Below are 25,389 nucleotides of genomic sequence, written 5' to 3'. Positions count from 1 at the left end.
ACCGACGATTCACCCGCCTTCGCGGCACACGCCACACGTCACACGGGGAAACCCGAGGGCACAGTATGCGTGTGCATGGAATAACGGTGCGGCGTGCGCGTTCTAGATCGTGGGTCAGTGTCGCCCCAGAAACCCACCCACCCCAGACGAAAGACGGGCACATGACCCTCATCACCGATTCCATCAGCCGCGCCGCCGACACGACGTCGCCCCTCCTCTCCGCGCTCTCCGAGCGCTGGAGCCCGCGCGGCTTCGACCCGACCGCGGTCATCGATGAGACCACCCTGACGACGATCCTCGAGGCCGCCCGCTGGGCCCCGTCCGCGAGCAACATCCAGCCAGCCCGCTTCATCGTCGCGCGCCGCGGCACCGCGAGCTTCGCCAAGGTGCACGAGGGCCTGATGGGCTTCAACAAGGCCTGGGCGGATTCCGCGTCGATCTTGATCGTGAACATCGCGCACCTGCCGATCGACGAGACCCGCGAGAACCCGTGGGCGCGTTACGACCTCGGCCAGGCGGTCGCGCACCTCACCATCCAGGCCCAGGAAGAGGGGCTGTACACGCACCAGCTCGGCGGCATCGACGCTGCGACGATCGCCGCATCCTTCGGCCTCACCGCCGACCTGGCCGTCGTCTCCGTGACTGCGCTCGGCGTCCTCGGCGACGTCGACGCCCTCTCCCCCGAGCTCTACGCCCGCGAGATCGCACCGCGCACCCGCAAGCCCCTCGCCGAGCTCCTCCTCGCCAACGACTAACCCCCCTCCTTCCTCGCGAGAGTACGAAAAAGGCCCCTTCACGCGAAGCGAAGGGGCCTTTTTCGTACTCTCGCGACCAGGAAGGGCGCGGTTACGGGCGATTTGGGGCGGTTAGGGGCGGAGGAGAACCTTGATCGCGCGGCGCTCGTCCATCGCGGCGTACGCCTCGGCGACGTCGGCGAGCGGAAGCTCGAGGTCGAACACGCGGCCCGGGTTGATGGCCCCGGAGAGCACCTCCGGCAGGAGTTCCTCGATGTAGCCGCGCACGGATGCGACGCCGCCGTTGATCCCGACGTTGCGGCCGAAGAGGGGCTGCATCGCAATCGGGCCGCCGGTGGGAACGCCCACGTAGCCGACCATTCCGCCGGGGCGGGCAGACGCAACCGCCTGCTCCATGGATTCCTTGGTGCCGACGCACTCGAGCACGAAGTCCGCGCCGATGCCGTCGAACATCTCGTGGATCTTCGCGACGCCCTCGGCGCCGCGCTCCTCGACAATGTCGGTCGCGCCGAATTCGCGCGCGACGACCTGCCGCGAGGCGTGCCGGGACATGGCGACGATGCGCGAGGCCCCGAGGCGCTTCGCGGCGATGATCGCACAGAGGCCCACGGCGCCGTCACCGACGACGACGACGGTGCTGCCCGGGGTCACTCCCGCGGAGACTGCGGCGTGGTGGCCGGTGCCCATCACGTCTGCGAGGGTCAGCAGGCCGGGGACCTGGGCATCCGTCGGCAGGGCCGGCGTCGCGACGAGGGAACCGTCCGCGTGCGGCACGCGCACGCGCTCGCCCTGGGCGCCGTCGGCGAAGCCGCCGAGCCGGTCGTCCGCGCCCCACCAGCCGCCGTGCAGGCACGAGGTGCTCACACCGTTGCGACAGTTGATGCAGGTGTTGTCGCAGTCGTAGAAGGGGGCGATCACGAAGTCGCCGACCTTGATCGTGGTGACGTCTGCGCCGATCTCCTCGACGATCCCGACGAATTCGTGGCCGATCCGGTGCGGTTCCTTGGTCGGCTGCACGCCGCGGTACGGCCACAGGTCGGAGCCGCATACGCAGGCTGCGACGACGCGCACGATCGCGTCACCGCCGGTCGAGAGAATCGGGTCGGGTACTTCTTCGAGGCGGATGTCCCGCTCGCCATAGATCACAGTTGCACGCATGCTCCGAGCCTACTTTGCGCCCTCGCGAGCCGCCCGTCATGCCGCCCCGGTTCCGCTGACCGCGAAAGCGGGTGAATCGTCGGTTTCACTACCTCAGAACGACGATTCACCCGCTTTCGCGGTGATACGGTCGGCGCGTGAGAGGCCCTAGAGGTCGGCCTCGTCGAGCGGATGCGGCGGCACGGGCACCGCGGGCGCGGGCGCGACCGTGAGCGAGTCTTCATCCGCCGCGAGGTCCACGAGCACGGTGTCGCCGTCACGCACCTTGCCGGAGAGGATCGCGGTCGCGAGCCGGTCGTCGATCTCGGTCTGCATGAGGCGCCGCAGCGGGCGGGCACCGTACATCGGGTCGTAGCCGCGTTCGGAGAGCCAGGTGCGGGCCTTCGGGGTCACGGCCAGTTCGAGGCGGCGCTCCACGAGGCGCTTCTCGAGCCGGTCGATCATGAGTTCCACGATCTGGCCGAGGTCCTCCATCGAGAGCGACTGGAAGACGACGATGTCATCGAGCCGGTTCACGAACTCCGGCTTGAAGGTCTGCCGTACGAGCAGTTGCACGGCTTCCTCTTTCTGCTCGGTGCTGAGGGTGGGGTCGATCAGGAACGCCGAGCCGAGGTTCGAGGTCAGCACGAGGATGGTGTTGCGGAAGTCCACGGTGCGGCCCTGGCCGTCGGTGAGGCGCCCGTCGTCGAGCACCTGCAGCAGCACGTCGAAGATCTCCGGATGCGCCTTCTCCACTTCGTCGAACAGGATCACCGAATACGGGCGCCGGCGCACCGCCTCGGTGAGCTGCCCACCCTGCTCGTATCCGATGTACCCGGGAGGAGCGCCGACCAGGCGGGACACCGAGAACTTCTCGCCGTACTCGCTCATGTCGATGCGGACCATGGCTTTCTCGTCATCGAAGAGGAACTCGGCGAGCGCCTTGGCGAGCTCGGTCTTGCCCACGCCGGTCGGGCCGAGGAAGAGGAACGAGCCGGTCGGCCGGTCCGGGTCGGAGATGCCGGCCCGGCTGCGGCGCACCGCGTCGGCGACAGCGCGCACGGCGCGCTTCTGCCCGATCAGCCGGTGCGCGAGTTCGCCCTCGAGATTGAGCAGCTTCTCGGTCTCGCCCTGCAGCAGGCGCCCGACCGGAATGCCCGTCCACATGGCGACCACTGCGGCGATGTCCTCGGCGGTGACCTGGTCGTTGACCATCCGGGGCCCGTCGGACTCGGCCTGCTCGGCAGCGGCGAGCTCGCGTTCCATCACGGGGATGTCGCCGTAGAGCAGCCGGGAGGCGCGCTCGAGGTTGCCCTCGCGTTGCGCCCGCTCCGATTCACTCCGCGCGGTGTCGAGTCGGGTCTTCAGCTCGCCGACCCGGTTGAGCGAGGCGCGTTCCTTGTCCCAGCGGGCCTGGAGCCCCTTCAGGGTGTCCTCACGTTCGAGCAGGTCGGCGCGCAGCTTCTCGAGCCGCTGGCGGGAGGCGTCGTCCTTCTCCTTCTTGAGGGCGAGTTCCTCGAGCTTGAGCCGGTCGACGCTGCGGCGCAGCTCGTCGATCTCGACGGGTGCGGAGTCGATCTCCATCCGCAGCCGGCTCGCGGCCTCGTCGATGAGGTCGATCGCCTTGTCCGGCAGCTGCCGGGCGGTGATGTACCGGTTCGAGAGCGACGCGGCCGCGACGAGCGCGGCATCCGCTATCGACACCTTGTGGTGAGCCTCGTAGCGCTCCTTGAGGCCGCGGAGGATCGCGACGGTGTCCTCGACACTCGGCTCGTCGACGAGCACCGGCTGGAAGCGCCGTTCGAGGGCGGCGTCCTTCTCGATGAACTCGCGGTACTCGTTGAGCGTCGTCGCACCGATCAGGCGCAGGCTCGCCGCGGGCGAGCATCGGCTTGAGCATGTTGGATGCCGCGACCGAGCCCTCCCCTCCGCCCGCGCCCATCAGGGTGTGCAGTTCGTCGACGAAGGTGATGATCTGGCCCTCGGCGTCGTTGATCTCCTTGAGCACGGCCTTCAGCCGCTCCTCGAACTCGCCGCGGTACTTCGCACCGGCCACGAGGGCGGCGAGGTCGAGCGCGACCAGCTGCTTGCCCTTGAGCGAGTCGGCCACGTCGCCGGCCACGATCCGCTGGGCGAGGCCCTCGACCACGGCGGTCTTCCCGACGCCGGGTTCTCCGATCAGCACCGGGTTGTTCTTGGTGCGGCGGGTGAGCACCTGGCTCACCCGGCGGATCTCGGCGTCCCGCCCGATCACGGGGTCGAGCTTGCCGCTTTTCGCGATCTCTGTGAGGTTCACGCCGTACTTCTCGAGTGCAGACTTCGCCTCTTCCTGGGGCGGCTGCTGGCCTGCTTGCATGGGAAGATCCTCTCTCTCGTGCGACGGCCACCGACGGGCAAAGCTGAGTCGCATCGGCTCAATTTTAGAGGCAGCCGGAGGCCGACGCCAGCGCTCGCGATCGGCGGTACCGGTGCCATAATGACCGCAAACGGTGCCGGGCAACAGCGCCGCGGCAACATGCCTTCGAAGACGAGGAGCCCCGATGACCTTCCATCCCCTCGACCCGCTGACGGCGGGCGAATTCACCGCGGCCGCGGCAATCCTCGCCCGCGAGCGCGGTGTCGGACCTGGCTGGCGCTTCGCGTCGATCGAACTCGTCGAGCCAAGCCGGCACGCCAGGGCCGCCTTCGATGGTGCAGGGGCGGTCCCCGAGCGCCTCGCCCGGCTCGTGGTGCTGAACAGGGCAGAGAACAGCACCTGGGTCGCAATCGTCTCCCTCAGCGCCGACGCCCTGCTCAACTGGAGCGCGGTGCCCGGCGTCCAGGCCAACTTCACGGTCGACGAATGGGACGAAGCGGATGCCGCCCTGCGCGCGCACCCGGACGTGGTCGCCGCCCTCGCCCGCCGGGGCATCACCGATCTCGCCAACGTCTTCATCGACACCTGGACCTACGGCGACGCCGTCATCCCGGAGCGATTCCGGGGCAGGAGGATCGGCTGGTCCGATGTCTGGGTACGTGCGGAAGCGGGCGCCAATCCGTACGCCGGTCCCGTGAGCGGACTGCACTTCGTGATCGATGTCAACACGATGGAACTCCTCGACGTCGAGGACTCGTTCGAGGTCGACCGCCCGGCCGTGATGGGCGAATACGTGCCGCATCTCGTTCCGCCCCGCATCCGGGACCTGAGCCGGCGTCCTCCGCTGAAGCCGCTCGACATCGTGCAGGCGGAGGGGCCGAGCTTCACCGTCACCGGCCACCGGGTCGAGTGGCAGAACTGGTCGCTGCGGGTCGGCTTCAACTACCGGGAGGGCATGACGCTGCACGAGGTGAGTTACCGGGACGGCGAGCGGGTGCGCCCGATCGCCAACCGGCTCTCCTTCGCAGAAATGGTCGTGCCCTACCGGGATCCGAGCGTCGACCACTTCCGGCGCACGGCCTTCGACATCGGCGAGTGGGGCCTGGGCTTCATGACCACCTCGCTCGAACTGGGCTGCGATTGCCTCGGCGAGATCCGCTACCTCGACGCCGTGCTGCACAACAGCGCCGGTGAACCGTACTCGATCCCCAACGCCATCTGCATCCACGAAGAGGACAACGCGGTGCTCTGGAAGCACGTCGACCACGACGGCGGATCGGAGGTGCGGCGGATGCGGCGCCTCGTCGTCTCCTTCCACGTCACCGTCGCGAACTATGAATACCTCGTCTACTGGCGCTTCTACCAGGACGGCAACATGGAGTGCGAAGTGCGCGCGACCGGAATCATGGTCGTCACGAGCCTCGACCCGGGCCAGCCGCACCCGAACGGCACCCTCGTGGACACCCGCACCTACGCCCCCTTCCACCAGCACTTCATCGTCGCCCGGATGGACCTCGATATCGACGGGCCCGAGAACACGGTGTTCCGCTCCGAGACGCACGTCGAGCCGATCGACGAAGCGAATCCACTCGGCCTCGCCCTCACCCAGCGGAACACGCCCCTCGAGACCGAGGGCTTCGACGACTACGACTGGGCGACCCAGCGCAGCTGGAAGGTCGTGAACGAGAAGACGTCGAACGGCCTCGGTACCCCGGTGTCATACAAGCTCGTTCCGGGCGGTGCCATCCCGTCGTTCTTCGACCCCGCTTCGCCGGTGTTCCAGCGGTCCCAGGTGATCGGGCACACGGTGTGGGTCACCCCGGCCGACGACCTGCAGCGCTGGCCGTGCGGCGAGTTCGTCAACCAGAGCGCGGTCGACCACGGCCTGCCCGAGTGGACCCTCGCCGGGCGCCCGGTTCGGAACGCCGACATCGTGCTCTGGTACGTCTTCGGCATCCACCACATCACGCGCCCGGAGGAGTGGCCGGTCATGCCGGCCGACACCGTGTCGTTCTGGCTCAAGCCGGTCGGCTTCTTCGACCGCAACCCCTCCCTCGACGTGGAACCGGGTGCCTCAGGACACGCACACGGGCACGGGCATCACGACGAGCACTGAGCGACACCGAGTAGCACCGAGCAGCACCGAGCAGCACTGGCCCCGAAGCGCACAGACGAGCACCACCGACATTTCACCGAGAGCCCAAGGAGATCCAACGTGACCAGGACAGCGAACTACGTCGTCGCCTACGAAGCGACCGATCGAGGCAATGACGCCATCGAACTCGGGGTGACCCTCGCCCGGCTGACCGGCGCCGAGTTGCGGGTGTGCCTCGTGCTGCCGCACTCGACCGTCGCGCCCTCACGGCTGCGCTCCTCGGGCTCCGACTTCGAGGCACTCCTCGAGCAGCAGGGCCTCGAGTGGCTCGCCGAGGCCGCGGCACGGGTGCCGGCCGACGTCGTGGCCACGACGCACCTGATCTGGGCGGATGCGGTCTCCGACGGGTTACTGAGGGCCGTCACGGAATTCGACTCCGACCGTATCGTCGTCGGAGCCTCGCGCCACGGCATCCGGGGCCGCTACACGATCGGCAGTGTCGCGAACGCCCTCCTGCACGCCTCGCCCGTGCCCGTCGCCCTCGCGCCACACGGGTATCAGGCCCCGGAACGGCTCTCCCGGATCACGTGCGCGATCGGTACCCGGCGCGGCTGGTCGACGCTCCTCGATTCTCTGCTGGCGTTCACCCAGGACTTCCGCGTTGATGTGCGCTTCCTCACCCTCGTCGAGGTCGACGCCCGGCGCACCCAGCATGGCGAGACGACACCCGCCCTGGAGGCGGCGCGATCCGCAGAGAGCACGGCGCACCTCGAATCGGTGCTCGAGTACTTCACCTCGCGTTCGCCTGCACCGGGCACCATCACGACCGAGGTCGCCGTGGGCGAAAACGTGGAGTCCGCCGTCGAGGCCATCGAGTGGCGTGCGGACGAAGTCGCCTTCGTCGGTTCGAGCCGCCTCGCCCAGCCCTCGACGATCTTCCTCGGTATCACCGCCCACCGCATGCTCAGCGCCCTCCCCGTGCCGCTCGTCGTGGTACCCACTGGCGCGTCCGCCCGGCTGGCGCGCTAGATGGTAGGTTTGGCCGCATGACCAGCCCTTCCGCACGTCGTCGTCACGTATTCGCTGCCCTTGCCGCCGTCGCCGCCGTCGCAGCGGCGACCCTCAGCGGCTGCGCCGGGGGCACCGGGACGGCGCCAGGAACCGCGAGCGCCGTCACCTTGAGCGCGGCGGCGCCGACCGCAACACCAACGGCGACACCGATCGTCTCGACCGGCGTCGAAGACCCTGCGATCGACACCCAGGACCCGAGCTCCTGGCTGATCACCTTCGACGGCGTCGGGCCGCTGGAGTACGGCGGGAGCATCAGTGCGGCCCGGCCGTCGATGACCTACTACGCCGACGCCACGGTGGCCGCCTGCCCGACAGTCGCGGACTTCCAGGCCGATGGCACCGCATCGCTGCGTGCGCCGCTCGACGGCGACACGATCACGGCGCTCTCGGTCACCGGCCACACGGCTGCTGCATCGCCCGCTCTTGCCGTCGGCTCGCCGCGCACGACGGCGGGCGTGACCGTCGGCAGCACGGCCGCAGAACTCCTCGCCGCCTATCCGGGCATCGTCCAGTACCCCGCCAAGTACCCCGGCACGGACACCGTTTATTCCGTCTCGGACGGCGGGTCCGTCTGGATCGTCTTCACCCTGATGGAGGGCGTCGTCGTTCATATCGACCTGACGAACTCCTCCAGCGCGCTCGACGAACTCTGCGGCTGAGCGGCGGGGCGTGCCCGCGCCGGGTGACGCCTGCCGAAGCGTGGGAGAATGGGGTTCGACCTTCTAAGGAACCATCCTCCCCCTTATGGCTCACTCTCTCAGCTCACACGAGATCGCCCTCCTCGTCGGAAGCCAGGCCTTTTCGCGCGGTGAACGTTATGCACGCAACGGCCACGTCCTCTCCGAAGTCTGGGACGACTCGGGCACGAGGCTGACCGGGAAGGTCCGTGGCACCGGTCGCACGCCGTACACGGTGACCATCTCGTTCATCCTGAATCCCGCCGGGGTCGCGGTGCGCGCGACCGGGCTCTGCACCTGCCCGATGCGGACGAACTGCAAGCATGTCGCCGCCCTGCTCGTCACAAGCCGGAACGGCGGCAACCCGGGCTCGATCGAGGTCGACGAGGGCGACGTCGACCGCTTCCGCAGACGGTCCGCGCCGCCGGCGCTGTATGCACTCCAGTCCCCGCACGTCCCGGCGGTGCCGGCGACGCCGACCGTCCCGCGCTGGCGCAGCGCCCTCGGCGGCCTGCCCACCCCGGGTGAAGCGGCCGCGCAGACCGGGACAGAACTCGCATTGCAGTTCCAGGTGCTCGCCCCGGTCAACTCCCGGTTCCAGTCCGGCGGACGGCATCTCGCCGCCCGGCCGATGCTGCTCGGCAAGCAGGGCCGCTGGATCCGCGGCGCCCTGACCTGGGACAACATCGCCCAGACCGCGGGCACCGCGCAGCGCGCCCAACGGCGGGTGCTCTCCGCGCTCTATGCCCTGCACCTCGCCGGACGCCCGTACTACGGCTCGGCGATGCAGTGGATCCAGCTCGACGACTTCCCCGACCGGGCGCTCTGGGGCCTGCTCGAGGAGGCGACGGCCGCCGGAATCCCGCTCATCTCCACCTCGGGCGCCCAGGATCCCGTCCACATCCATGAGCGTCCGGCATCACTCGAGCTCGACATCCGCCGCACAACGGCCGGTCTCGCGCTCACCCCCGCGGTCGTGCTCGACGAGCGCCGACTGCCCGGCGGCCGGTTCGGTTTCACCGGCGACCCGGCGCACGGCATCTACACCTGGCAGGACGCCCCCGCCGGGGACCCGACCGGCGGCCGGCTGACTCTTGCCCCGCTCGCGGTCGAGGTCAGCAGGGAGCTGCGGAACCTCGCCGTCACCGGCCAGTCGATCGACGTGCCCACCGACGACGAGGCCGACTTCCTCGCCGAGTTCTACCCGTACCTCCGCGATCGCGCGCTCGTCACGAGCCGTGACGCCTCCTTCGAGCCTGCCCGAGACCCCGCGACCCGCTCTCGCGCTCACCCTCAGCCACCAGGCGGATGCCCGGATCACCCTGAACTGGGCATGGCGGTACCAGGCAGGCCCGGTCGAAGACACGAGCACCGTGTCCGGTGCCGTGTCCGGCACCGGTGCCGACGCCTACGACCTCGAACTGAGGCCTGCTCCCGGCGAGCACCGCTACCGCGACACCGTCGCAGAGGCACGGATCCTCCGGTCCGTCGACGAACTGCTCGCCCCCCTCGTCGAACTCACGCCGAGACGCGGCGGAGTGCCCCGGCTGTCCGGTCATTCCGAACTCACGGGCGTCGGCATGATCGATTTCCTCGAGGGGGTCGTGCCTCGACTCACCGCTCTCCCCGACGTCCTCGTCGTCGAGCGCGGCGACGTGGTCGGTTACCGTCAGGCGGACTCCGCCCCCGTGATCAGTGTCGGGACGAGCGAGCGCCTCGACGACAGGGACTGGTTCAACCTCGCGGTGTCCGTGTCGATCGACGGCGAGGACGTGCCCTTCGACGTGCTGTTCCGGGCTCTCGCCACCGGCCAGGACATTCTCATCCTGCCCAGCGGCATTTATTTCAGTCTCGACCGGCCCGAACTGCACACCTTGCGCCGCCTGATCGAGGAAGCCCGCAGCCTGCAGGAACCATCCGCGACCTCCCTCGGCATCAGCCCCTTCCAGGCCGACCTCTGGGAGGAACTACAGGAACTCGGCGTCGTCACCAGCCAGGCCGCCGGCTGGCGCGACATCGTCGCCGGCCTCACCGACGTTGAGCGGGTACCGACGCTCCCCCTGCCGGACGGTGTGCACGCGACCCTCCGCAGCTACCAGCAGTCGGGCTTCGAGTGGCTCGGCTTCCTTCTTGACCACCGGCTCGGCGGGATCCTCGCCGACGACATGGGACTCGGCAAGACCCTGCAGGCGATCGCCCTGATCAGCCGCGCGGTGGCTGCACGCGACAGTGCCGCTCCCGCGCACCCGTTCCTCGTCGTTGCTCCCACGAGCGTCGTCTCCAACTGGGCCGCGGAGTGCGCGAGATTCGCGCCCGACCTGCGCGTCGCATCCGTCACGGAGACCTCGCGCAAACGGGCGACGAACATCGCGGCCTTGCACGCCGAGGCGGATGTCGTGATCACCTCGTACACGTTGTTCCGCCTGGACTTCGACGAGTACAACGCGGTGCCGTGGGAGGGTCTCCTGCTCGACGAAGCCCAGTTCGTGAAGAACCGCGCCTCCCGGGCCTACCAATGCGCCCGTCGCCTCGACACACCGTTCAAGCTCGCGATCACCGGCACCCCCCTCGAGAACAACCTGATGGAGTTCTGGTCGCTGCTGTCGATCACGGCGCCCGGCCTGTTCCCGAGCCCCACGCGTTTCGCCGACTTCTACCAGAAGCCCATCGAGCGGGACGCGAACGACGAACGGCTCGCCCAGCTGCGCCGCCGCATCCGCCCGTTCATGCTGCGCCGCACCAAGGAGGAGGTCGCCGGTGACCTGCCGAGCAAGCAGGAGCAGGTGCTCGAACTCACCCTGAATCCCCGGCACCGGGCCGTCTACGACACGCACCTGGCCCGGGAACGACAGAAGGTGCTCGGCCTGATCGAGAACCTGAACGCGAACCGTTTCGAGATCTTCCGTTCCCTGACGATGCTCCGTCAGTTGAGTCTCGATGCCGGGTTGTACGACGCCAAGTACGACGGGATCCCCTCGACAAAGCTCGACGCGCTCCTCGAACTGCTCGAGGACATCGTCGCCGGCGGGCACCGCACCCTCATCTTCAGCCAGTTCACTCAGTACCTCGGCCGGGCCCGCGCCCGGCTCGAGGCAGCCGGGATCAGCTACTCCTACCTCGACGGCAAGACTCGCAACCGGGCTGCGGTCATCGATGAGTTCAAGACCGGTGGCAATTCGGTCTTCCTGATCAGCCTCAAGGCCGGCGGCTTCGGGCTCAACCTCACCGAGGCCGACTACGCGATCCTGCTCGACCCGTGGTGGAATCCCGCGACCGAGGCGCAGGCCGTCGACCGGATGCACCGGATCGGCCAGACCAAGAACGTCTTCGTCTACCGGCTCGTCGCCAAGAACACGATCGAGGAAAAGGTCATGGCGCTCAAGGCAACCAAGGCACGCCTCTTCGACAGTGTGCTCTCCGCCGACGGCGCCCGGGGAACCGCGCTCACGGCCGCGGACATCCGCGAACTACTGTCCTGACCGCCATCCGGCTGTGAGCTCTCTCAGCCAGAATCGCCGGTAGTGGGGCATAACCATCTTGCAACCCAGCCCGCAAACCTATAATTTTGATGAAGTCTGCCCTCCCGGGCTTTTGGCCGTCTGCAGAGGTGAGTGAAATGTCCTACATTCTTGACCAGGTCGACCACCGAGTCCGACGCGTTCTCACGCCAGCCCGCCGTGTGTGGCTGGAAACACCCCGCACCCTCGTCATCGGCTTCATCGCCATCCACGTCGTGTTCCTCCTGGCCCTCTTGCCCGCGATCCTGACCGGCAATGTCCTCGGTGACCTGCCTCTTTATCGCACCTGGGCCCAGCAGGGCCTCGTTCACCAGATCTGGATGGGCATCAACGTCGAGTGGGTCTACCCGATCGGCGCGCTCTTCCCGATCGTGTTCGCCGGCCTCGGCGGTCCGCTGTTGTACCAGCTGATGTGGTTCCTGATGACGGCTGCGCTGAACGCGCTGGCCGTCATGGTGCTCACGGATGCCGGCCGCAAGATCAGCGGTTACCGTTCCGCCTGGTTCTTCCTCCTGATCAGCTTCGTCCTGAGCCCCGTCGGCCTGCTCCGGCTCGAGGGCCTCACCGCGCCCCTGGTGATCATGGGCCTCGTGCTGCTCGCGCGCCGCCCGGTTGTGGCCGCCGCACTTCTCACCATCGCAACCTGGGTGAAGGTCTGGCCGGCGGCCGTCGTGGTCGCCGTCGTCGTCGCCTCGCGGCGTCGCATCACGGTGATCCTCACGGGCATCGCGGTCACCGGCGGCATCGTCGCCACAGTCTTCGCGCTCGGTGGCCTCAAGTACATCACCGGCTTCGTCACCATGCAGTCCGACCGGGCCATGCAGCTCGAAGCGCCGATCACGACCCCCTGGGTCTGGCTCGCCGCCCTCGGCCACCCCAACACGTTCATCTACCAGAACTACGCGATCGCCACCCGCGAGGTCAGTGGGCCCGGCACAACGCTCGTCGCTTCCCTGATGAACCCGCTGATGTTCATCGCCATGGGTGCGATCGTCACGCTCATGCTGGTCGCGCTGCGCCGTCACCACGACGTCTCCCAGGCTCCTGCTCGTCGGGTCGCTCGCGCTCGTCGGCGCCTTCATCATCTTCAACAAAGTCGGATCCCCGCAGTACATGCTCTGGCTCGCACCCGTCGTCATCGTCGGCGTCAGCCACAGCTGGCACGCCTGGCGTGCGCCGGCGTACATGATGGTCGCGATCGGCATTCTGACCACCCTGATCTTCCCGGTGTTCTACATGCCACTCGTCAACGGCGACCTCTCGGCGCTCGTTCTCCTTACAGCACGCAACGGCCTCCTGGTCGTCATGTTCGGCTGGTCTCTCGTCACCCTCTGGCGCATGGTCGTGGCTCCGGTCACCTCGCCCGCGCTGCTGTCCCGCCGCCTGGCCGCCAGCAACAGCCGCAGCGTCGCCGCGTAGTCCACTCCGCGCCGGTCTCCTTCGGGCGATTCTCCGTAGCCTCCCCGGCCGAGGGACAATGGAGTAGTGACTTCCGCAACGACCTTCGCCCTTATCCGCCACGGCCAGACCGACTGGAATGCCGCCATGCGGATCCAGGGTCTTTCGGACATCCCCCTGAATGACACCGGTCGGGCCCAGGCCGCCGATGCGGTCGGCCACCTGGCCCGCTACGACTGGGACTTCATCGTCTCCTCGACCCTGTCCCGCGCCGCGGAGACGGCGGACCTCATCGCAGACGGCCTCGGCCTCACAGTGACCCGGCGCATCCCGCAGATCGTGGAACGCAACTACGGTCCCGCTGAGGGCCTGAGCGCCGGTCCTGAGACTCGACGCCCTCCGCGTCGATGGGGGCCCGACCGGCAACGGCGGCTTCCTCGGGGCAGAGCCCGAGGCGGATGTCGCCGCGCGCGGCCTCCAGGCGCTGCGTGAGCTGGCCGCGGCGCACCCCGGAGCCAGGATCATCGTCGTCTCCCACGGCACCCTGATCCGCCTCGCCCTGATGAGCGCCCTCGGCGAGTTCGTCGGCACCATCACCAACGCCGCCCTGACCGTCGTCAGCCTCGACGACGCCGGCTGGTCCCTCGAGGTGCTCAACGGCGAGGTCCTCACGCCCACGGACGACCTCGACAACGACCTCGACGCCCTCGACGCCGCCCCCGCCCGCTAGCCAGCCCCTCCGGGTACCTTTCCGGTCGAGACTGCCTGATACGCGGGTAACTCTCGACCGTAGAGGTGAACCTCGGACGATCGCGTGAGACAACGCCACGAGGTGCATCGAGGGGAGCCCTCAGCGAGCAGTGACGGCCGATCGCACTAGTGTCGTGGCATGGTTGTGACCCGTGCCGCGAGTGCACCTGACTATGCGCGTCTTCTTGAGTGGGTGCCCGACGCCCCGGCGTTGTATCTGTTTGCCGGACCCAGCCTGACGTGGCCGCCGACCGTGGCGCAACTCGAGGAGATCTCCCGGAGACCGGGGCTGAGCGCCTGGATGGTAGCCGATGACGAACACGAGGCCGCCTGGGGGCATTTCGATCTCACGGTGCAGGGCAATTCAGCCCGCCTGGGAAGAGTCCTTGTCGACCCCCGGTACCGTGGGCGGGGCCTGGGACACACGTTCACCCGGGCAGCAATCGGCAAGGCTCGAGACCTCGGAGTTGACGAAGTCCGTCTAGCAGTCGTTTCGGACAACGAACCCGCGGTGAAGGCATACCGGCGAGCCGGGTTCACAGAGTTCGTGGATCCCGAGCGCCCCCTGTTCACGGCGATGACGTATCGGATCCCCGAACGCCCGTGAGGGTTAACGCAGAAAAGCCACCCCGTGGGGTGGCTTTTCTGGTGTTTCTAAGTTAAGTCCGGCGGTGTCCTACTCTCCCACAGGGTCCCCCCTGCAGTACCATCGGCGCTGAGAGTCTTAGCTTCCGGGTTCGGAATGTGACCGGGCGTTTCCCTCTCGCTATAGCCGCCGAAACATCTTTCGATGGATCGATTCTATATTTTTTAGTTATAGACCCCTCTTGTGGAGGGGTTGTTCTCGACCGTACGTCGAGAACCACATAGTGGACGCTTGCAGCTTATTCAAACTGGTGTGTTATCAAATTATTGGCTTATTAGTACCGGTCAGCTCCAAGGGTCTTTAGTCCCCTCTTCCACATCCGGCCTATCAACGCAGTAGTCTAGCTGCGAGCCTCTCCCCCGAAGGGATGGAAATCTCATCTCGAAGCCGGCTTCCCGCTTAGATGCTTTCAGCGGTTATCCGTTCCGAACGTAGCTAATCAGCGGTGCTCCTGGCGGAACAACTGACACACCAGAGGTTCGTCCATCCCGGTCCTCTCGTACTAGGGATAGATCTTCTCAAATTTCCTGCGCGCGCAGCGGATAGGGACCGAACTGTCTCACGACGTTCTAAACCCAGCTCGCGTACCGCTTTAATGGGCGAACAGCCCAACCCTTGGGACCTACTCCAGCCCCAGGATGCGACGAGCCGACATCGAGGTGCCAAACCATGCCGTCGATATGGACTCTTGGGCAAGATCAGCCTGTTATCCCCGAGGTACCTTTTATCCGTTGAGCGACAGCGCTTCCACAAGCCACTGCCGGATCACTAGTCCCGACTTTCGTCCCTGCTCGACTTGTCAGTCTCACAGTCAAGCTCCCTTGTGCACTTACACTCGACACCTGATTGCCAACCAGGTTGAGGGAACCTTTGGGCGCCTCCGTTACTTTTTAGGAGGCAACCGCCCCAGTTAAACTACCCACCAGGCACTGTCCCTGAACCGGATCACGGTTCGAAGTTAGATATCCAATATGACCAGAGTGGTATTTCAACGTTGACTCCACCTGAACTAGCGTCCAAGCTTCACAGTCTCCCACCTATCCTACACAAGCCACACCGAACACCAATACCAAGCTGTAGTAAAGGTCACGGGGTCTTTCCGTCCTGCTGCGCGTAACGAGCATCTTTACTCGTAATGCAATTTCGCCGAGTTCGCGGTTGAGACAGCTGGGAAGTCGTTACGCCATTCGTGCAGGTCGGAACTTACCCGACAAGGAATTTCGCTACCTTAGGATGGTTATAGTTACCACCGCCGTTTACTGGGGCTTAAATTCTCAGCTTCGCCTTGCGGCTAACCGTTCCTCTTAACCTTCCAGCACCGGGCAGGCGTCAGTCCGTATACATCGTCTTGCGACTTGGCACGGACCTGTGTTTTTAGTAAACAGTCGCTTCCCACTGGTCTCTGCGGCCTTCGAACGCTCCAGGAGTAAATCCCTTCACGCCTCCGGCCCCCCTTCTCCCGAAGTTACGGGGGCATTTTGCCGAGTTCCTTTAACCACGATTCTCTCGATCTCCTTAGTATTCTCTACCTGATCACCTGAGTCGGTTTGGGGTACGGGTGACTAAAACCTCGCGTCGATGCTTTTCTTGGCAGCATAGGATCACTGATTTCGCCCTTACGGGCTACCCATCGGGTCTCAGCCTTATATGAGAGACGGATTTGCCTATCTCTCGGCCTACATCCTTAGACCGGGACAACCATCGCCCGGCTCAGCTACCTTCCTGCGTCACACCTGTTAATACGCTAACCGCACCAGCATAGGGTCGCACGCTAGGCCCACCCCCTCGGCCCGAAGGCTCCGGTCAGTGGGATTCAGATGCTTAGCATTACTGGATTAGCTTGGACGGTTTTTCGCCAGTACGGGAATATAAACCCGTTGTCCATCGACTACGCCTGTCGGCCTCGCCTTAGGTCCCGACTTACCCAGGGCGGATTAGCCTGGCCCTGGAAACCTTGATCTTTCGGAGGACGGGTTTCTCACCCGTCTTTCGCTACTCATGCCTGCATTCTCACTCGTGTAGCCTCCACGGCTGGTTTACACCGCCGCTTCGCTGGCCACACGACGCTCTCCTACCCATCAACACGGCTGAACCAACACAACAAGTGTGCGGCTTACCAAAAATATCAATGCCACAACTTCGGTGGCGTGCTTGAGCCCCGTTACATTGTCGGCGCGGAATCACTTGACCAGTGAGCTATTACGCACTCTTTCAAGGGTGGCTGCTTCTAAGCCAACCTCCTGGTTGTCTGTGCAACTCCACATCCTTTCCCACTTAGCACGCGCTTTGGGACCTTAGTTGGTGGTCTGGGTTGTTTCCCTCTCGACGATGAAGCTTATCCCCCACCGTCTCACTGCTGCGCTCTCACTTACCGGCATTCGGAGTTTGGCTGACGTCAGTAAGCTTTTAGGCCCCATCGGCCATCCAGTAGCTCTACCTCCGGCAAGAAACACGCAACGCTGCACCTAAATGCATTTCGGAGAGAACCAGCTATCACGAAGTTTGATTGGCCTTTCACCCCTATCCACAGCTCATCCCCTCCATTTTCAACTGAAGTGGGTTCGGTCCTCCACGACGTCTTACCGTCGCTTCAACCTGGCCATGGATAGATCACTTCGCTTCGGGTCTAGGACATGCGACTGAATCGCCCTATTCAGACTCGCTTTCGCTACGCATTCCCCTCTCGGGTTAAGCTCGCCACATATCACTAACTCGCAGGCTCATTCTTCAAAAGGCACGCTGTCACCAGAATCAGACTGGCTCCAACGGTTTGTAAGCAAACGGTTTCAGGTACTATTTCACTCCCCTCCCGGGGTACTTTTCACCTTTCCCTCACGGTACTTGTTCACTATCGGTCATGTAGGAGTATTTAGGCTTATCAGGTGGTCCTGACAGATTCACACGGGATTTCTCGGGCCCCGTGCTACTTGGGATACTCTTCGGGCGATTACTGCATTTCGACTACGGGGTTCGCACCCTCTATGACCAGGCTTTCAATCCTGTTCGTCTATACAACGCTCTAACCCTCACTGTTCGGCAGAATCAGCAGAAAAGTCCCGCAACCCCGACCATGCAACGCCTGCCGGCTATCACACATGATCGGTTTAGCCTCATCCGGGTTCGCTCGCCACTACTAACGGAATCACTATTGTTTTCTCTTCCTGTGGGTACTGAGATGTTTCACTTCCCCACGTTCCCTCTACCCGCCCTATATATTCAGGCGGGAGTCACCAGGTCACCTTACGGGCCTGGCGGGGTTTCCCCATTCGGACATCCTCGGATCACAGTTCGTTTATCAACTCCCCGAGGCTTATCGCAGATTACTACGTCCTTCTTCGGCTCTACATGCCAAGGCATTCACCGTTTGCTCTTAGAAATTTGAAATCACATGAGTTTGAATCGATTAAGAATCGTAAAACTTTCGTCTCACGATCGAAATTGACCAATGATCTATAAATAGATCTTTGTAATCTGTCGGACCGAAGTCCGATCAAATTTAAGATGCTCGCGTCCACTGTGTAGTTCTCAAAGTACGGGCGGTACCCCTCCAAGCCAGCGACCGAACAAGTTCGGTACGACTGCTGACAAGAAAAGGTCCAGAGGAACAGTCCAACCAGGCCAAAGCCCAATCGTTCCGGTCCCTCAGGACCCAACAGCGTGCATATACGTTTCTTTCATAACCCACCCTCTCCAACGAGGCACCGCAAGCGGTACCAGGCGTACTGGAGTGAGAGATGATCTCTGCGTATCAATGTCAATGTTCCACCCATGAGCGCCATCGAAGAACATTCGTCTTCGTATGGCTTGGCACCTTTGTTCTCCCTGTATACAGAGGAGAGGTGCTGTGCTCCTTAGAAAGGAGGTGATCCAGCCGCACCTTCCGGTACGGCTACCTTGTTACGACTTAGTCCTAATCACCGATCCCACCTTCGACAGCTCCTTCCCGTGAGGGTTAGGCCACCGGCTTCGGGTGTTACCGACTTTCATGACTTGACGGGCGGTGTGTACAAGGCCCGGGAACGTATTCACCGCAGCGTTGCTGATCTGCGATTACTAGCGACTCCGACTTCATGAGGTCGAGTTGCAGACCTCAATCCGAACTGAGACCGGCTTTTTGGGATTCGCTCCACCTTGCGGTATTGCAGCCCTTTGTACCGGCCATTGTAGCATGCGTGAAGCCCAAGACATAAGGGGCATGATGATTTGACGTCATCCCCACCTTCCTCCGAGTTGACCCCGGCAGTATCCCATGAGTTCCCACCATTACGTGCTGGCAACATAGGACGAGGGTTGCGCTCGTTGCGGGACTTAACCCAACATCTCACGACACGAGCTGACGACAACCATGCACCACCTGTATAGAGACCTTGCGGGGCGACTGTTTCCAGCCGTTTCCTCTATATGTCAAGCCTTGGTAAGGTTCTTCGCGTTGCATCGAATTAATCCGCATGCTCCGCCGCTTGTGCGGGCCCCCGTCAATTCCTTTGAGTTTTAGCCTTGCGGCCGTACTCCCCAGGCGGGGAACTTAATGCGTTAGCTGCGACACGGAGACCGTGGAATGGTCCCCACATCTAGTTCCCAACGTTTACGGCATGGACTACCAGGGTATCTAATCCTGTTCGCTCCCCATGCTTTCGCTCCTCAGCGTCAGTTACGGCCCAGAGATCTGCCTTCGCCATTGGTGTTCCTCCTGATATCTGCGCATTCCACCGCTACACCAGGAATTCCAATCTCCCCTACCGCACTCTAGTCTGCCCGTACCCACTGCAGGCCCGAGGTTGAGCCTCGGGTTTTCACAGCAGACGCGACAAACCGCCTACGAGCTCTTTACGCCCAATAATTCCGGACAACGCTTGCACCCTACGTATTACCGCGGCTGCTGGCACGTAGTTAGCCGGTGCTTTTTCTGCAGGTACCGTCACTTTCGCTTCTTCCCTACTAAAAGAGGTTTACAACCCGAAGGCCGTCGTCCCTCACGCGGCGTTGCTGCATCAGGCTTTCGCCCATTGTGCAATATTCCCCACTGCTGCCTCCCGTAGGAGTCTGGGCCGTGTCTCAGTCCCAGTGTGGCCGGTCACCCTCTCAGGCCGGCTACCCGTCGTCGCCTTGGTGAGCCATTACCTCACCAACTAGCTGATAGGCCGCGAGCTCATCCCTGACCAAAATTCTTTCCACCCCCGGAGATGCCTCCAAGGGTCGTATCCGGTATTAGACGTCGTTTCCAACGCTTATCCCAGAGTCAAGGGCAGATTGCTCACGTGTTACTCACCCGTTCGCCACTAATCCGAAGAGCAAGCTCTCCATCATCGTTCGACTTGCATGTGTTAAACACGCCGCCAGCGTTCGTCCTGAGCCAGGATCAAACTCTCCGTAAATGTTTGATTGACTAACCAAGCAAGCCTGGCGTCACATCTAGTGCAGACCGCCGCCGGAATGGGCGAACAATCTGCAAGTTTGAAACTGACAGAACAAATCATTACTGACTTGCTTTGTTGTTATAAATGTTTTCCAAAGGAATCTCTTGGCCCTTCACCGCTAGAAACGGATCCAAACCACGAGGTTTTTGGCATTTGACATTGTGCACGCTGTTGAGTTCTCAAGGATCGGACACCTCGACTTCAGGCCCTTACGGACTTTCGCTTCGAGGCAATTCCTTATTCTTCTTTCGTGTCGTTTCGCTCGGTCCCCCGCTAAGGGAATCTGGTGAAACGCCATCAATCTCAACCAACGAATTTACGCGTTGATCGGGATTGGAAGTGGTCCCGCTTGAGGCCGGTAAGCGCTTCGGCTTTCCGAACCTGTGGGGTGACTTAGATGACTTTACGGTGAACCGTGGGGGGCCGCAACTCCCGGGCGCATCCCGGGCGTGTCGGATAGATAACACCCCTATTTCCGGCATGTTTCACGCGGCTGGAGACTGCCGGCGGACGGATACGGTGACCGTGAACTTGGCGTTCCGACCGACCTGGTGCGTCTCCCCGACCATGCGCGTGAGCGCCGGCCGATAGCCGAGGTGCGTGTTCCACACCGTCCAGAGCTCACCGCCGGGCCGGAGCACCCGCGCGGCGTCGGCGAAGAGCTTGAGCGCGATGCCGGCATGCACGGAGGATCCGATGTGGAACGGCGGGTTCAACAGGATCAACTCGCTCGAGGCATCCGCCTGGGACCCGAGCGCGTCATCCCGCACAACCGTCACCCGGTCGGCGAGGCCGTTGGCGATCATGGTAGCCCTGGCGGATGCGACGGCAGCGGCCGACTGGTCGCTCGCGATGACCCGGAGTCCGGGTCGACGCTGCGCGAGCGCGGCCGCGAGCACTCCCGTGCCGCAGCCAAGGTCGATCGCGCGGACGGCACCCGGTTTCATCCGGTCGAGGAACTCGAGCAGGTACCGCGTGCCGATGTCGATGGTGGTGCCGGCGAAGGCGGCGCCATGGGCGCACACGTTCAGCCCCAGGTCTTCGTGCCTGCTGACGTGCGGCCAGGCTGGGATCGCGGGCTCGGACGCCCGGATGGGGCCGGTGGCACGCAGCACCCGGGACTTCTGCCGGGCCGGGGAGACCTGGAGCCGCTCGAAGTGGCGCGCGAAGACCTCGTTCATGGCCGGGGTCATGTGCTTGAGACGCCCACCGGCGACAACGACGACCGCGGGATCGGCGAAACGCGCGATCGCGTCGGCGACCTCGTCGAGAGCGGCGAGGCTGCGAGGCAGCTGGAGGAGAACGAGGGTGGCGCCGGACAAAAGCTCCTCGCCCAGCGGAAAGGACCGGTACCGGTCGGCGAGACCGAGCTTGTCGGCGTTCAGGGCCAGGGCGGCCTCGCCCGAGAGTGCGTCCTGGTGCACGCGGATGCCGGTGGCGCCGAAGAGCGCAGCGGCGCCGAGGGTGAGAGCGCCATATCGGTCCTCAATGACGACGAGCCGTTCAGTGGGAAGGCTCGCCGCCGCCTCGTCGAGGATCAGGCGGTCGCTCGCGTCGACGGCGAAGAGGTTGGAGGCTTCGACGTCGGGGAAACGCCGGAGCGCGGCGAAGTCGAACGCGGCGGGGTCGAATTCCGGAATTTCGGGCGCCAAGGGATCAGAGATCATCGAGCGGGCGCCAGATGACAACCTGGTTGGCGCGGCGGGTGCGGGTGCCCGCGCGCATCGAGATGACCTCACCGGCCGGGCCGGCCGCGAAGACGCGGCGGCCCGGACGGTTCAGCAGTTCGTCGGCGAGTGCCGACTCGAGTTCGTGCAAGCGCGATTCGAGCCGGCGCACGTGGTCCTCGAGCGCGATGATCCGCCGGATGCCCTCGAGGCTCACGCCTTCGGCACCCAGTTCCGCGATCTCGCGCAGTTTCACCACGTCACGCATCGAGTAGCGGCGAGACCGGCCCGGGGTGCGGTCCGGGCTCACCAATCCCAGGCGATCGTACTGTCGCAGCGTCTGCGGGTGCATGCCCGCAAGCTCTGCGGCAGTCGAGATGACGAACACCCGGGAGTTCTCGTCCACCGTCAGTCTCTCGCTCTCGCGAGCAGCTCGTCACGCGGGTTCTCGTCCGGGAGAGCCGCGGCGAAAGCAGTGAGCTTCTCCTCGGCTTCCTTGGACAGGTGCGACGGCACCGCGACCTGGACCTCGGCGAGCAAGTCGCCGGTGCCCTTAGGGGTCACGACACCGCGTCCCTTGACCCGCAGGACCCGTCCGCTCGGCGTGCCGGGGGCGATGCGCAGTTTGACCGGCGCCCCGCCCAGAGTCGGCACCTCGATCGTCGCGCCGAGTGCGGCCTCGACGAACGTCACGGGCACGTGCAGTCTGAGGTTCAGGCCGTCACGCTCGAAAACGGGGTGCTTGCGCACGGTCACGGTGAGGACGATGTCGCCGGCCTCGCCGCCATCCGGGCTGTGCTGGCCCTGGCCGCGGAGCTTGATCTTCTGCCCGTCGGCGACGCCCGCGGGAATCCTGACTTTGATGGCCCGGCCGTCCTGCGTCTGCAGGGTGATCTGGTCACCGTGGGTCGCGGTGATGAAGTCGACGGTCGTCGATGCAACCACGTCCCGCCCGCGGGTCGGCCCGCCATAACCACGGAATCCTCCCGTGGACGATCCGAAGCCGCCTCCACCGCCGCCCCGGCCGAACATGCCGCCGAGCAGGTCGTCAAACCCGCCCTGCTGCTGATAGGAGTATCCCTGTTGCCGGGCACCCCCACCGAACATGCCGCCGAAGACGTCGTCGAAGCCGCCGCCCTGCTGGGAACCCCCGCCACCGGGGGCGGTGAAGCGTGCTCCACCGCCCATGGCCCGCACAGCGTCGTATTCCTTCCGCTGTGCGGGGTCGCCGATCACCGAGTGTGCCTCGCTGATTTCCTTGAACTTCGCTTCCGCCGCAGGATTGCCCGGATTGGAGTCCGGGTGATACTTGCGGGCGAGCTTGCGATAGGCCTTCTTGAGGTCGGCCGGCGTCACGTCTTTCGAGACGCCGAGGACCTTGTAAAAGTCTTTGTCGAACCAGTCCTGGCTAGCCATCGCTCGGTACCTGGACTACGACCTTGGCAACACGCAGAAGCGTCGAGCCCAGGAAATAGCCGGTCTCGACCACCTCGCCGACTGTGTCGACCGTCACATCGGCCGTGGGCATCTGGAAGATGGCCTCGTGCATTGTGGGATCGAACGGTTCGCCGACCGTGCCGAACGGCTTCACGCCAAGGCGCTCCACGCTCGTGCGCAGTTTGGCTGCGATGGTGGTGAATGCGGAGTCTGCAACGAGGTCGCCGTGCTTCTCGGCACGGTCCAGGTCGTCGAGCACCGGGATCAGACCCTTGACGACGTCCACGGTCACGCGCTCACGCTCGATCTCGCGGTTCGCCTCGGTGCGCTTGCGGTAGTTCGCGTACTCGGCCGTGACCCGCTTGAGGTCGGCCAGGTGTTCGCTCGTCGGCTCTGCGACTTCCCGGGTGGCGGCGTCCAGGATGTCCTGGACCGTCAGCTCGTCTTCCTCGATACCCTCAGCGGATGCCGCGGCCTCGGAGTCAGCGGAGGCCTCTGCTGCTGCAGACTCATCCGCAACAACGGGCTCCACCTCCTCGTCGGACGGCTCGTTCTTCGGGCCCTTGTCCTTGGCCATTACTTCTTGGTTTCTTCCTCGTCGTCGACAACCTCGGCGTCAACCACATCTTCGTCGGACTTGCCCGCGTCAGCGGTCGGTTCGCCGGATTCGGTGGGGGGCGTCGCGGCATCCGCCTGGCTCGACTTGTAGATGGCCTCGCCGATCTTGCCCTGGCTCTCGTTGAGCTTGTCGTACGCGGTCTTCACCGCGGCCTCGTCGTCTCCGGCGAGCGCAGACTTGAGTGCGTCGACGTCGGCCTGGACCTCGGTCTTGACCTCTGCCGGGAGCTTCTCGTCGTTTTCCTTGAGGAGCTTCTCGATCGAGTACGCGAGCCTGCTCAGCGGTGTTGCGAGTCTCGGCGCTTTCGCGACGACGCTTGTCTTCTGCGGCGTGCTCTTCGCCCTCGCGCACCATGCGCTCGATGTCTTCCTTCGCGAGCGAGGAACCGCCCGTGATGGTCATGGACTGCTCCTTGCCGGTGCCCTTGTCCTTGGCGGACACGTGCACGATGCCGTTGGCGTCGAGGTCGAACGTGACCTCGACCTGCGGGATGCCGCGCGGGGCCGGCGCGATGCCGGTCAGCTCGAAGGTGCCGAGGTTCTTGTTGTCGCGGGTGAACTCGCGCTCGCCCTGGAAGACCTGGATCGCGACGGACGGCTGGTTGTCGTCTGCCGTGGTGAAGGTCTCGCTGCGCTTGGTCGGGATGGCCGTGTTGCGCTCGATGAGGCGCGTCATGATGCCGCCCTTGGTCTCGATGCCGAGGCTCAGCGGGGTGACGTCGATCAACAGGACGTCCTTGCGCTCGCCCTTCAGTACGCCGGCCTGGAGTGCGGCGCCGACGGCGACGACCTCGTCCGGGTTGACGCCCTTGTTCGGGTCCTTGCCGCCGGTCTCGCTCTTGACGAGCTCGTAGACGGCGGGCATACGCGTCGAACCACCGACGAGCACGACGTGGGCGATGTCGCCCACCTTGACGCCGGCTTCGCGGATGACGTCCTGGAACGGCTTCTTGGTGCGGTCGAGCAGGTCTTCGGTCATCTTCTCGAACTGGGCGCGGGTCAGCGTCTCGTCGAGGTTGGCCGGGCCGTTCTCCGTCAGGGAGAGGTACGGCAGCTGGATGCTCGTGGACATGCTGCTGGAGAGTTCCTTCTTGGCCTGCTCCGCGGCTTCCTTGAGGCGCTGCTTGGCGATCTTGTCCTTGGAAACGTCGACGCCGGTGGTTTCCTTGAACTTCTTGATCAGGTAGTCGACGATGCGCTGGTCCCAGTCGTCGCCGCCCAGGCGGTTGTCGCCGGCGGTCGAACGCACCTGGATGGTCGAGAAGTCGTCGTCCTTGCCCACCTCGAGGAGGGAGACGTCGAACGTTCCGCCGCCGAGGTCGAAGACCAGGATGAGCTCGTCTTCCTTGCCCTTGTCGAGGCCGTACGCGAGGGCCGCTGCGGTCGGCTCGTTGATGATGCGGAGCACGTTGAGGCCCGAGATCTCTCCGGCCTCCTTCGTGGCCTGGCGCTCGGCGTCGTTGAAGTACGCGGGGACGGTGATGACGGCATCCGTCACCTTGTCGCCCAGATACTGCTCGGCGTCACGCTTCAGCTTGGCGAGGATGCGGGCAGAGATCTCCTGCGGGGTGTACTTCTTGTCGTCGATGCCGACGGTCCAGTCGGTGCCCATGTGGCGCTTGACGGAGGAGAGGGTGCGGTCGACGTTGGTGACGGCCTGGCGCTTGGCGGTCTCACCGACGAGCACCTCGCCGTCCTTGGTGAATGCGACGACGGACGGGGTGGTGCGGAGCCCCTCGGCGTTCGCGATGACGGTGGGTTCTCCACCCTCGAGGACGGCCACCACCGAGTTGGTGGTTCCGAGGTCGATGCCTACTGCACGGGCCATGTGTGCGTTCTCCTTCAAA

The 25,389-nt window shown here is 64.7% G+C and carries 15 protein-coding genes, 3 rRNA genes and 2 pseudogenes; 9 read left to right on the top strand and 11 right to left on the bottom strand.

The features are described 5' to 3' along the window. Positions 1–161: 161 nt before the first annotated feature. Positions 162–755: a nitroreductase family protein gene (locus tag KIV56_RS12335; protein WP_281533667.1), complete on the top strand. Its 594-nt coding sequence runs from the start codon at positions 162–164 to the stop codon at positions 753–755. 111 nt (positions 756–866) lie between these two features. Here the strand turns inward: KIV56_RS12335 and KIV56_RS12330 are convergent, their stop codons facing one another. Both KIV56_RS12330 and KIV56_RS12325 read right to left on the bottom strand, forming a co-directional pair. Next, positions 867–1,913, bottom strand: a complete 1,047-nt coding sequence (locus KIV56_RS12330) for a zinc-dependent alcohol dehydrogenase family protein (protein WP_281533666.1) — start codon at positions 1,911–1,913, stop codon at positions 867–869. A 147-nt stretch (positions 1,914–2,060) separates the two neighbouring features. Next, positions 2,061–4,248 (bottom strand): annotated as a pseudogene (locus KIV56_RS12325) (ATP-dependent Clp protease ATP-binding subunit). Positions 4,249–4,432: 184 nt separating this feature from the next. Between KIV56_RS12325 and KIV56_RS12320 the strand changes: the two are divergent. From KIV56_RS12320 to KIV56_RS12310, 3 genes are all read left to right on the top strand, one after another. Beyond that, positions 4,433–6,364, top strand: coding sequence for a primary-amine oxidase (locus tag KIV56_RS12320; protein WP_281533665.1), 1,932 nt, complete (start codon positions 4,433–4,435; stop codon positions 6,362–6,364). A 99-nt stretch (positions 6,365–6,463) separates the two neighbouring features. Continuing rightward, positions 6,464–7,372, top strand: coding sequence for a universal stress protein (locus tag KIV56_RS12315; protein WP_281533664.1), 909 nt, complete (start codon positions 6,464–6,466; stop codon positions 7,370–7,372). A gap of 17 nt (positions 7,373–7,389) precedes the next feature. Continuing rightward, positions 7,390–8,073, top strand: coding sequence for a hypothetical protein (locus KIV56_RS12310; RefSeq protein WP_281533663.1), 684 nt, complete (start codon positions 7,390–7,392; stop codon positions 8,071–8,073). A gap of 937 nt (positions 8,074–9,010) precedes the next feature. On the opposite strand, the gene KIV56_RS12305 is transcribed toward KIV56_RS12310, so the two are convergent. Beyond that, positions 9,011–9,382: a hypothetical protein gene (locus KIV56_RS12305; protein ID WP_281533662.1), complete on the bottom strand. Its 372-nt coding sequence runs from the start codon at positions 9,380–9,382 to the stop codon at positions 9,011–9,013. Between KIV56_RS12305 and KIV56_RS12300 the strand changes: the two genes are divergently transcribed. The 5 genes from KIV56_RS12300 to KIV56_RS12285 all read left to right on the top strand — a co-directional run bounded on the left by KIV56_RS12300 (position 9,330) and on the right by KIV56_RS12285 (position 14,364). After that, positions 9,330–11,570 (top strand): DEAD/DEAH box helicase, encoded by a 2,241-nt coding sequence (locus KIV56_RS12300; protein ID WP_281533661.1) that lies wholly within the window; start codon positions 9,330–9,332, stop codon positions 11,568–11,570. The genes KIV56_RS12305 and KIV56_RS12300 overlap by 53 nt on opposite strands. A gap of 137 nt (positions 11,571–11,707) precedes the next feature. Then, positions 11,708–13,192, top strand: coding sequence for a glycosyltransferase family 87 protein (locus tag KIV56_RS12295; protein WP_281533660.1), 1,485 nt, complete (start codon positions 11,708–11,710; stop codon positions 13,190–13,192). Next, complete coding sequence (locus KIV56_RS19835) at positions 13,155–13,499, top strand: histidine phosphatase family protein (RefSeq protein WP_348648390.1); 345 nt, start codon at positions 13,155–13,157, stop codon at positions 13,497–13,499. Before KIV56_RS12295 ends, KIV56_RS19835 begins: the two co-directional genes overlap by 38 nt. Beyond that, the gene (locus KIV56_RS19830; RefSeq protein ID WP_348648568.1) at positions 13,390–13,737 is read left to right on the top strand and encodes a histidine phosphatase family protein; all 348 of its coding nucleotides are present in this window, start codon (positions 13,390–13,392) and stop codon (positions 13,735–13,737) included. The genes KIV56_RS19835 and KIV56_RS19830 overlap by 110 nt, the downstream gene beginning before the upstream one ends. Before the next feature lie 159 nt (positions 13,738–13,896). Continuing rightward, positions 13,897–14,364 (top strand): GNAT family N-acetyltransferase, encoded by a 468-nt coding sequence (locus KIV56_RS12285; RefSeq protein WP_281533659.1) that lies wholly within the window; start codon positions 13,897–13,899, stop codon positions 14,362–14,364. A 56-nt stretch (positions 14,365–14,420) separates the two neighbouring features. Here the strand turns inward: KIV56_RS12285 and rrf are convergent. From rrf to dnaK, 8 genes and pseudogenes are all read right to left on the bottom strand, one after another. Next, positions 14,421–14,537: ribosomal RNA gene (gene rrf, locus KIV56_RS12280) — 5S ribosomal RNA — on the bottom strand. Between the two features lie 120 nt (positions 14,538–14,657). Further along, positions 14,658–17,787, bottom strand: a 23S ribosomal RNA gene (locus KIV56_RS12275). Positions 17,788–18,258: 471 nt separating this feature from the next. Next, a 16S ribosomal RNA gene (locus tag KIV56_RS12270) occupies positions 18,259–19,778 on the bottom strand. The 16S, 23S and 5S rRNA genes sit together here, the layout of an rRNA operon. 527 nt (positions 19,779–20,305) lie before the next feature. Further along, positions 20,306–21,487 (bottom strand): class I SAM-dependent methyltransferase, encoded by a 1,182-nt coding sequence (locus tag KIV56_RS12265; protein ID WP_432432550.1) that lies wholly within the window; start codon positions 21,485–21,487, stop codon positions 20,306–20,308. Further along, on the bottom strand, positions 21,477–21,893 hold the full coding sequence (locus KIV56_RS12260; protein WP_281533657.1) for a heat shock protein transcriptional repressor HspR: 417 nt from the start codon (positions 21,891–21,893) through the stop codon (positions 21,477–21,479). The genes KIV56_RS12265 and KIV56_RS12260 overlap by 11 nt, the downstream gene beginning before the upstream one ends. A 2-nt stretch (positions 21,894–21,895) precedes the next feature. Further along, entirely contained in the window at positions 21,896–22,903 is a 1,008-nt protein-coding gene (locus KIV56_RS12255; protein WP_281533656.1) for a DnaJ C-terminal domain-containing protein, read from the bottom strand. Continuing rightward, positions 22,896–23,501, bottom strand: coding sequence for a nucleotide exchange factor GrpE (locus KIV56_RS12250; RefSeq protein WP_281533655.1), 606 nt, complete (start codon positions 23,499–23,501; stop codon positions 22,896–22,898). The genes KIV56_RS12255 and KIV56_RS12250 overlap by 8 nt, the downstream gene beginning before the upstream one ends. Next, positions 23,501–25,370 (bottom strand): annotated as a pseudogene (dnaK, locus tag KIV56_RS12245) (molecular chaperone DnaK). Before dnaK ends, KIV56_RS12250 begins: the two are co-directional and overlap by 1 nt. Between the last annotated feature and the right edge of the window lie 19 nt (positions 25,371–25,389).

This window comes from Cryobacterium breve, from assembly GCF_027594785.1.
Classification (GTDB): Bacteria; Actinomycetota; Actinomycetes; order Actinomycetales; family Microbacteriaceae; genus Cryobacterium; species Cryobacterium breve_A.
Note: the sequence above shows the minus strand (reverse complement) of the source record. Positions and strands in the feature narration are given on the sequence as shown.

Coding starts and splice junctions, on each gene's coding strand:
- KIV56_RS12320 (WP_281533665.1), top strand. CDS start 4,433: ATGACCTTCCATCCCCTCGACCCGCTGACGGCGGGCGAATTCACCGCG.
- KIV56_RS12330 (WP_281533666.1), bottom strand. CDS start 1,913: ATGCGTGCAACTGTGATCTATGGCGAGCGGGACATCCGCCTCGAAGAA.
- KIV56_RS12295 (WP_281533660.1), top strand. CDS start 11,708: ATGTCCTACATTCTTGACCAGGTCGACCACCGAGTCCGACGCGTTCTC.
- KIV56_RS19835 (WP_348648390.1), top strand. CDS start 13,155: ATGCGGATCCAGGGTCTTTCGGACATCCCCCTGAATGACACCGGTCGG.
- KIV56_RS12285 (WP_281533659.1), top strand. CDS start 13,897: ATGGTTGTGACCCGTGCCGCGAGTGCACCTGACTATGCGCGTCTTCTT.
- KIV56_RS12250 (WP_281533655.1), bottom strand. CDS start 23,501: ATGGCCAAGGACAAGGGCCCGAAGAACGAGCCGTCCGACGAGGAGGTG.
- KIV56_RS12255 (WP_281533656.1), bottom strand. CDS start 22,903: ATGGCTAGCCAGGACTGGTTCGACAAAGACTTTTACAAGGTCCTCGGC.
- KIV56_RS12265 (WP_432432550.1), bottom strand. CDS start 21,487: ATGATCTCTGATCCCTTGGCGCCCGAAATTCCGGAATTCGACCCCGCC.
- KIV56_RS12335 (WP_281533667.1), top strand. CDS start 162: ATGACCCTCATCACCGATTCCATCAGCCGCGCCGCCGACACGACGTCG.
- KIV56_RS12310 (WP_281533663.1), top strand. CDS start 7,390: ATGACCAGCCCTTCCGCACGTCGTCGTCACGTATTCGCTGCCCTTGCC.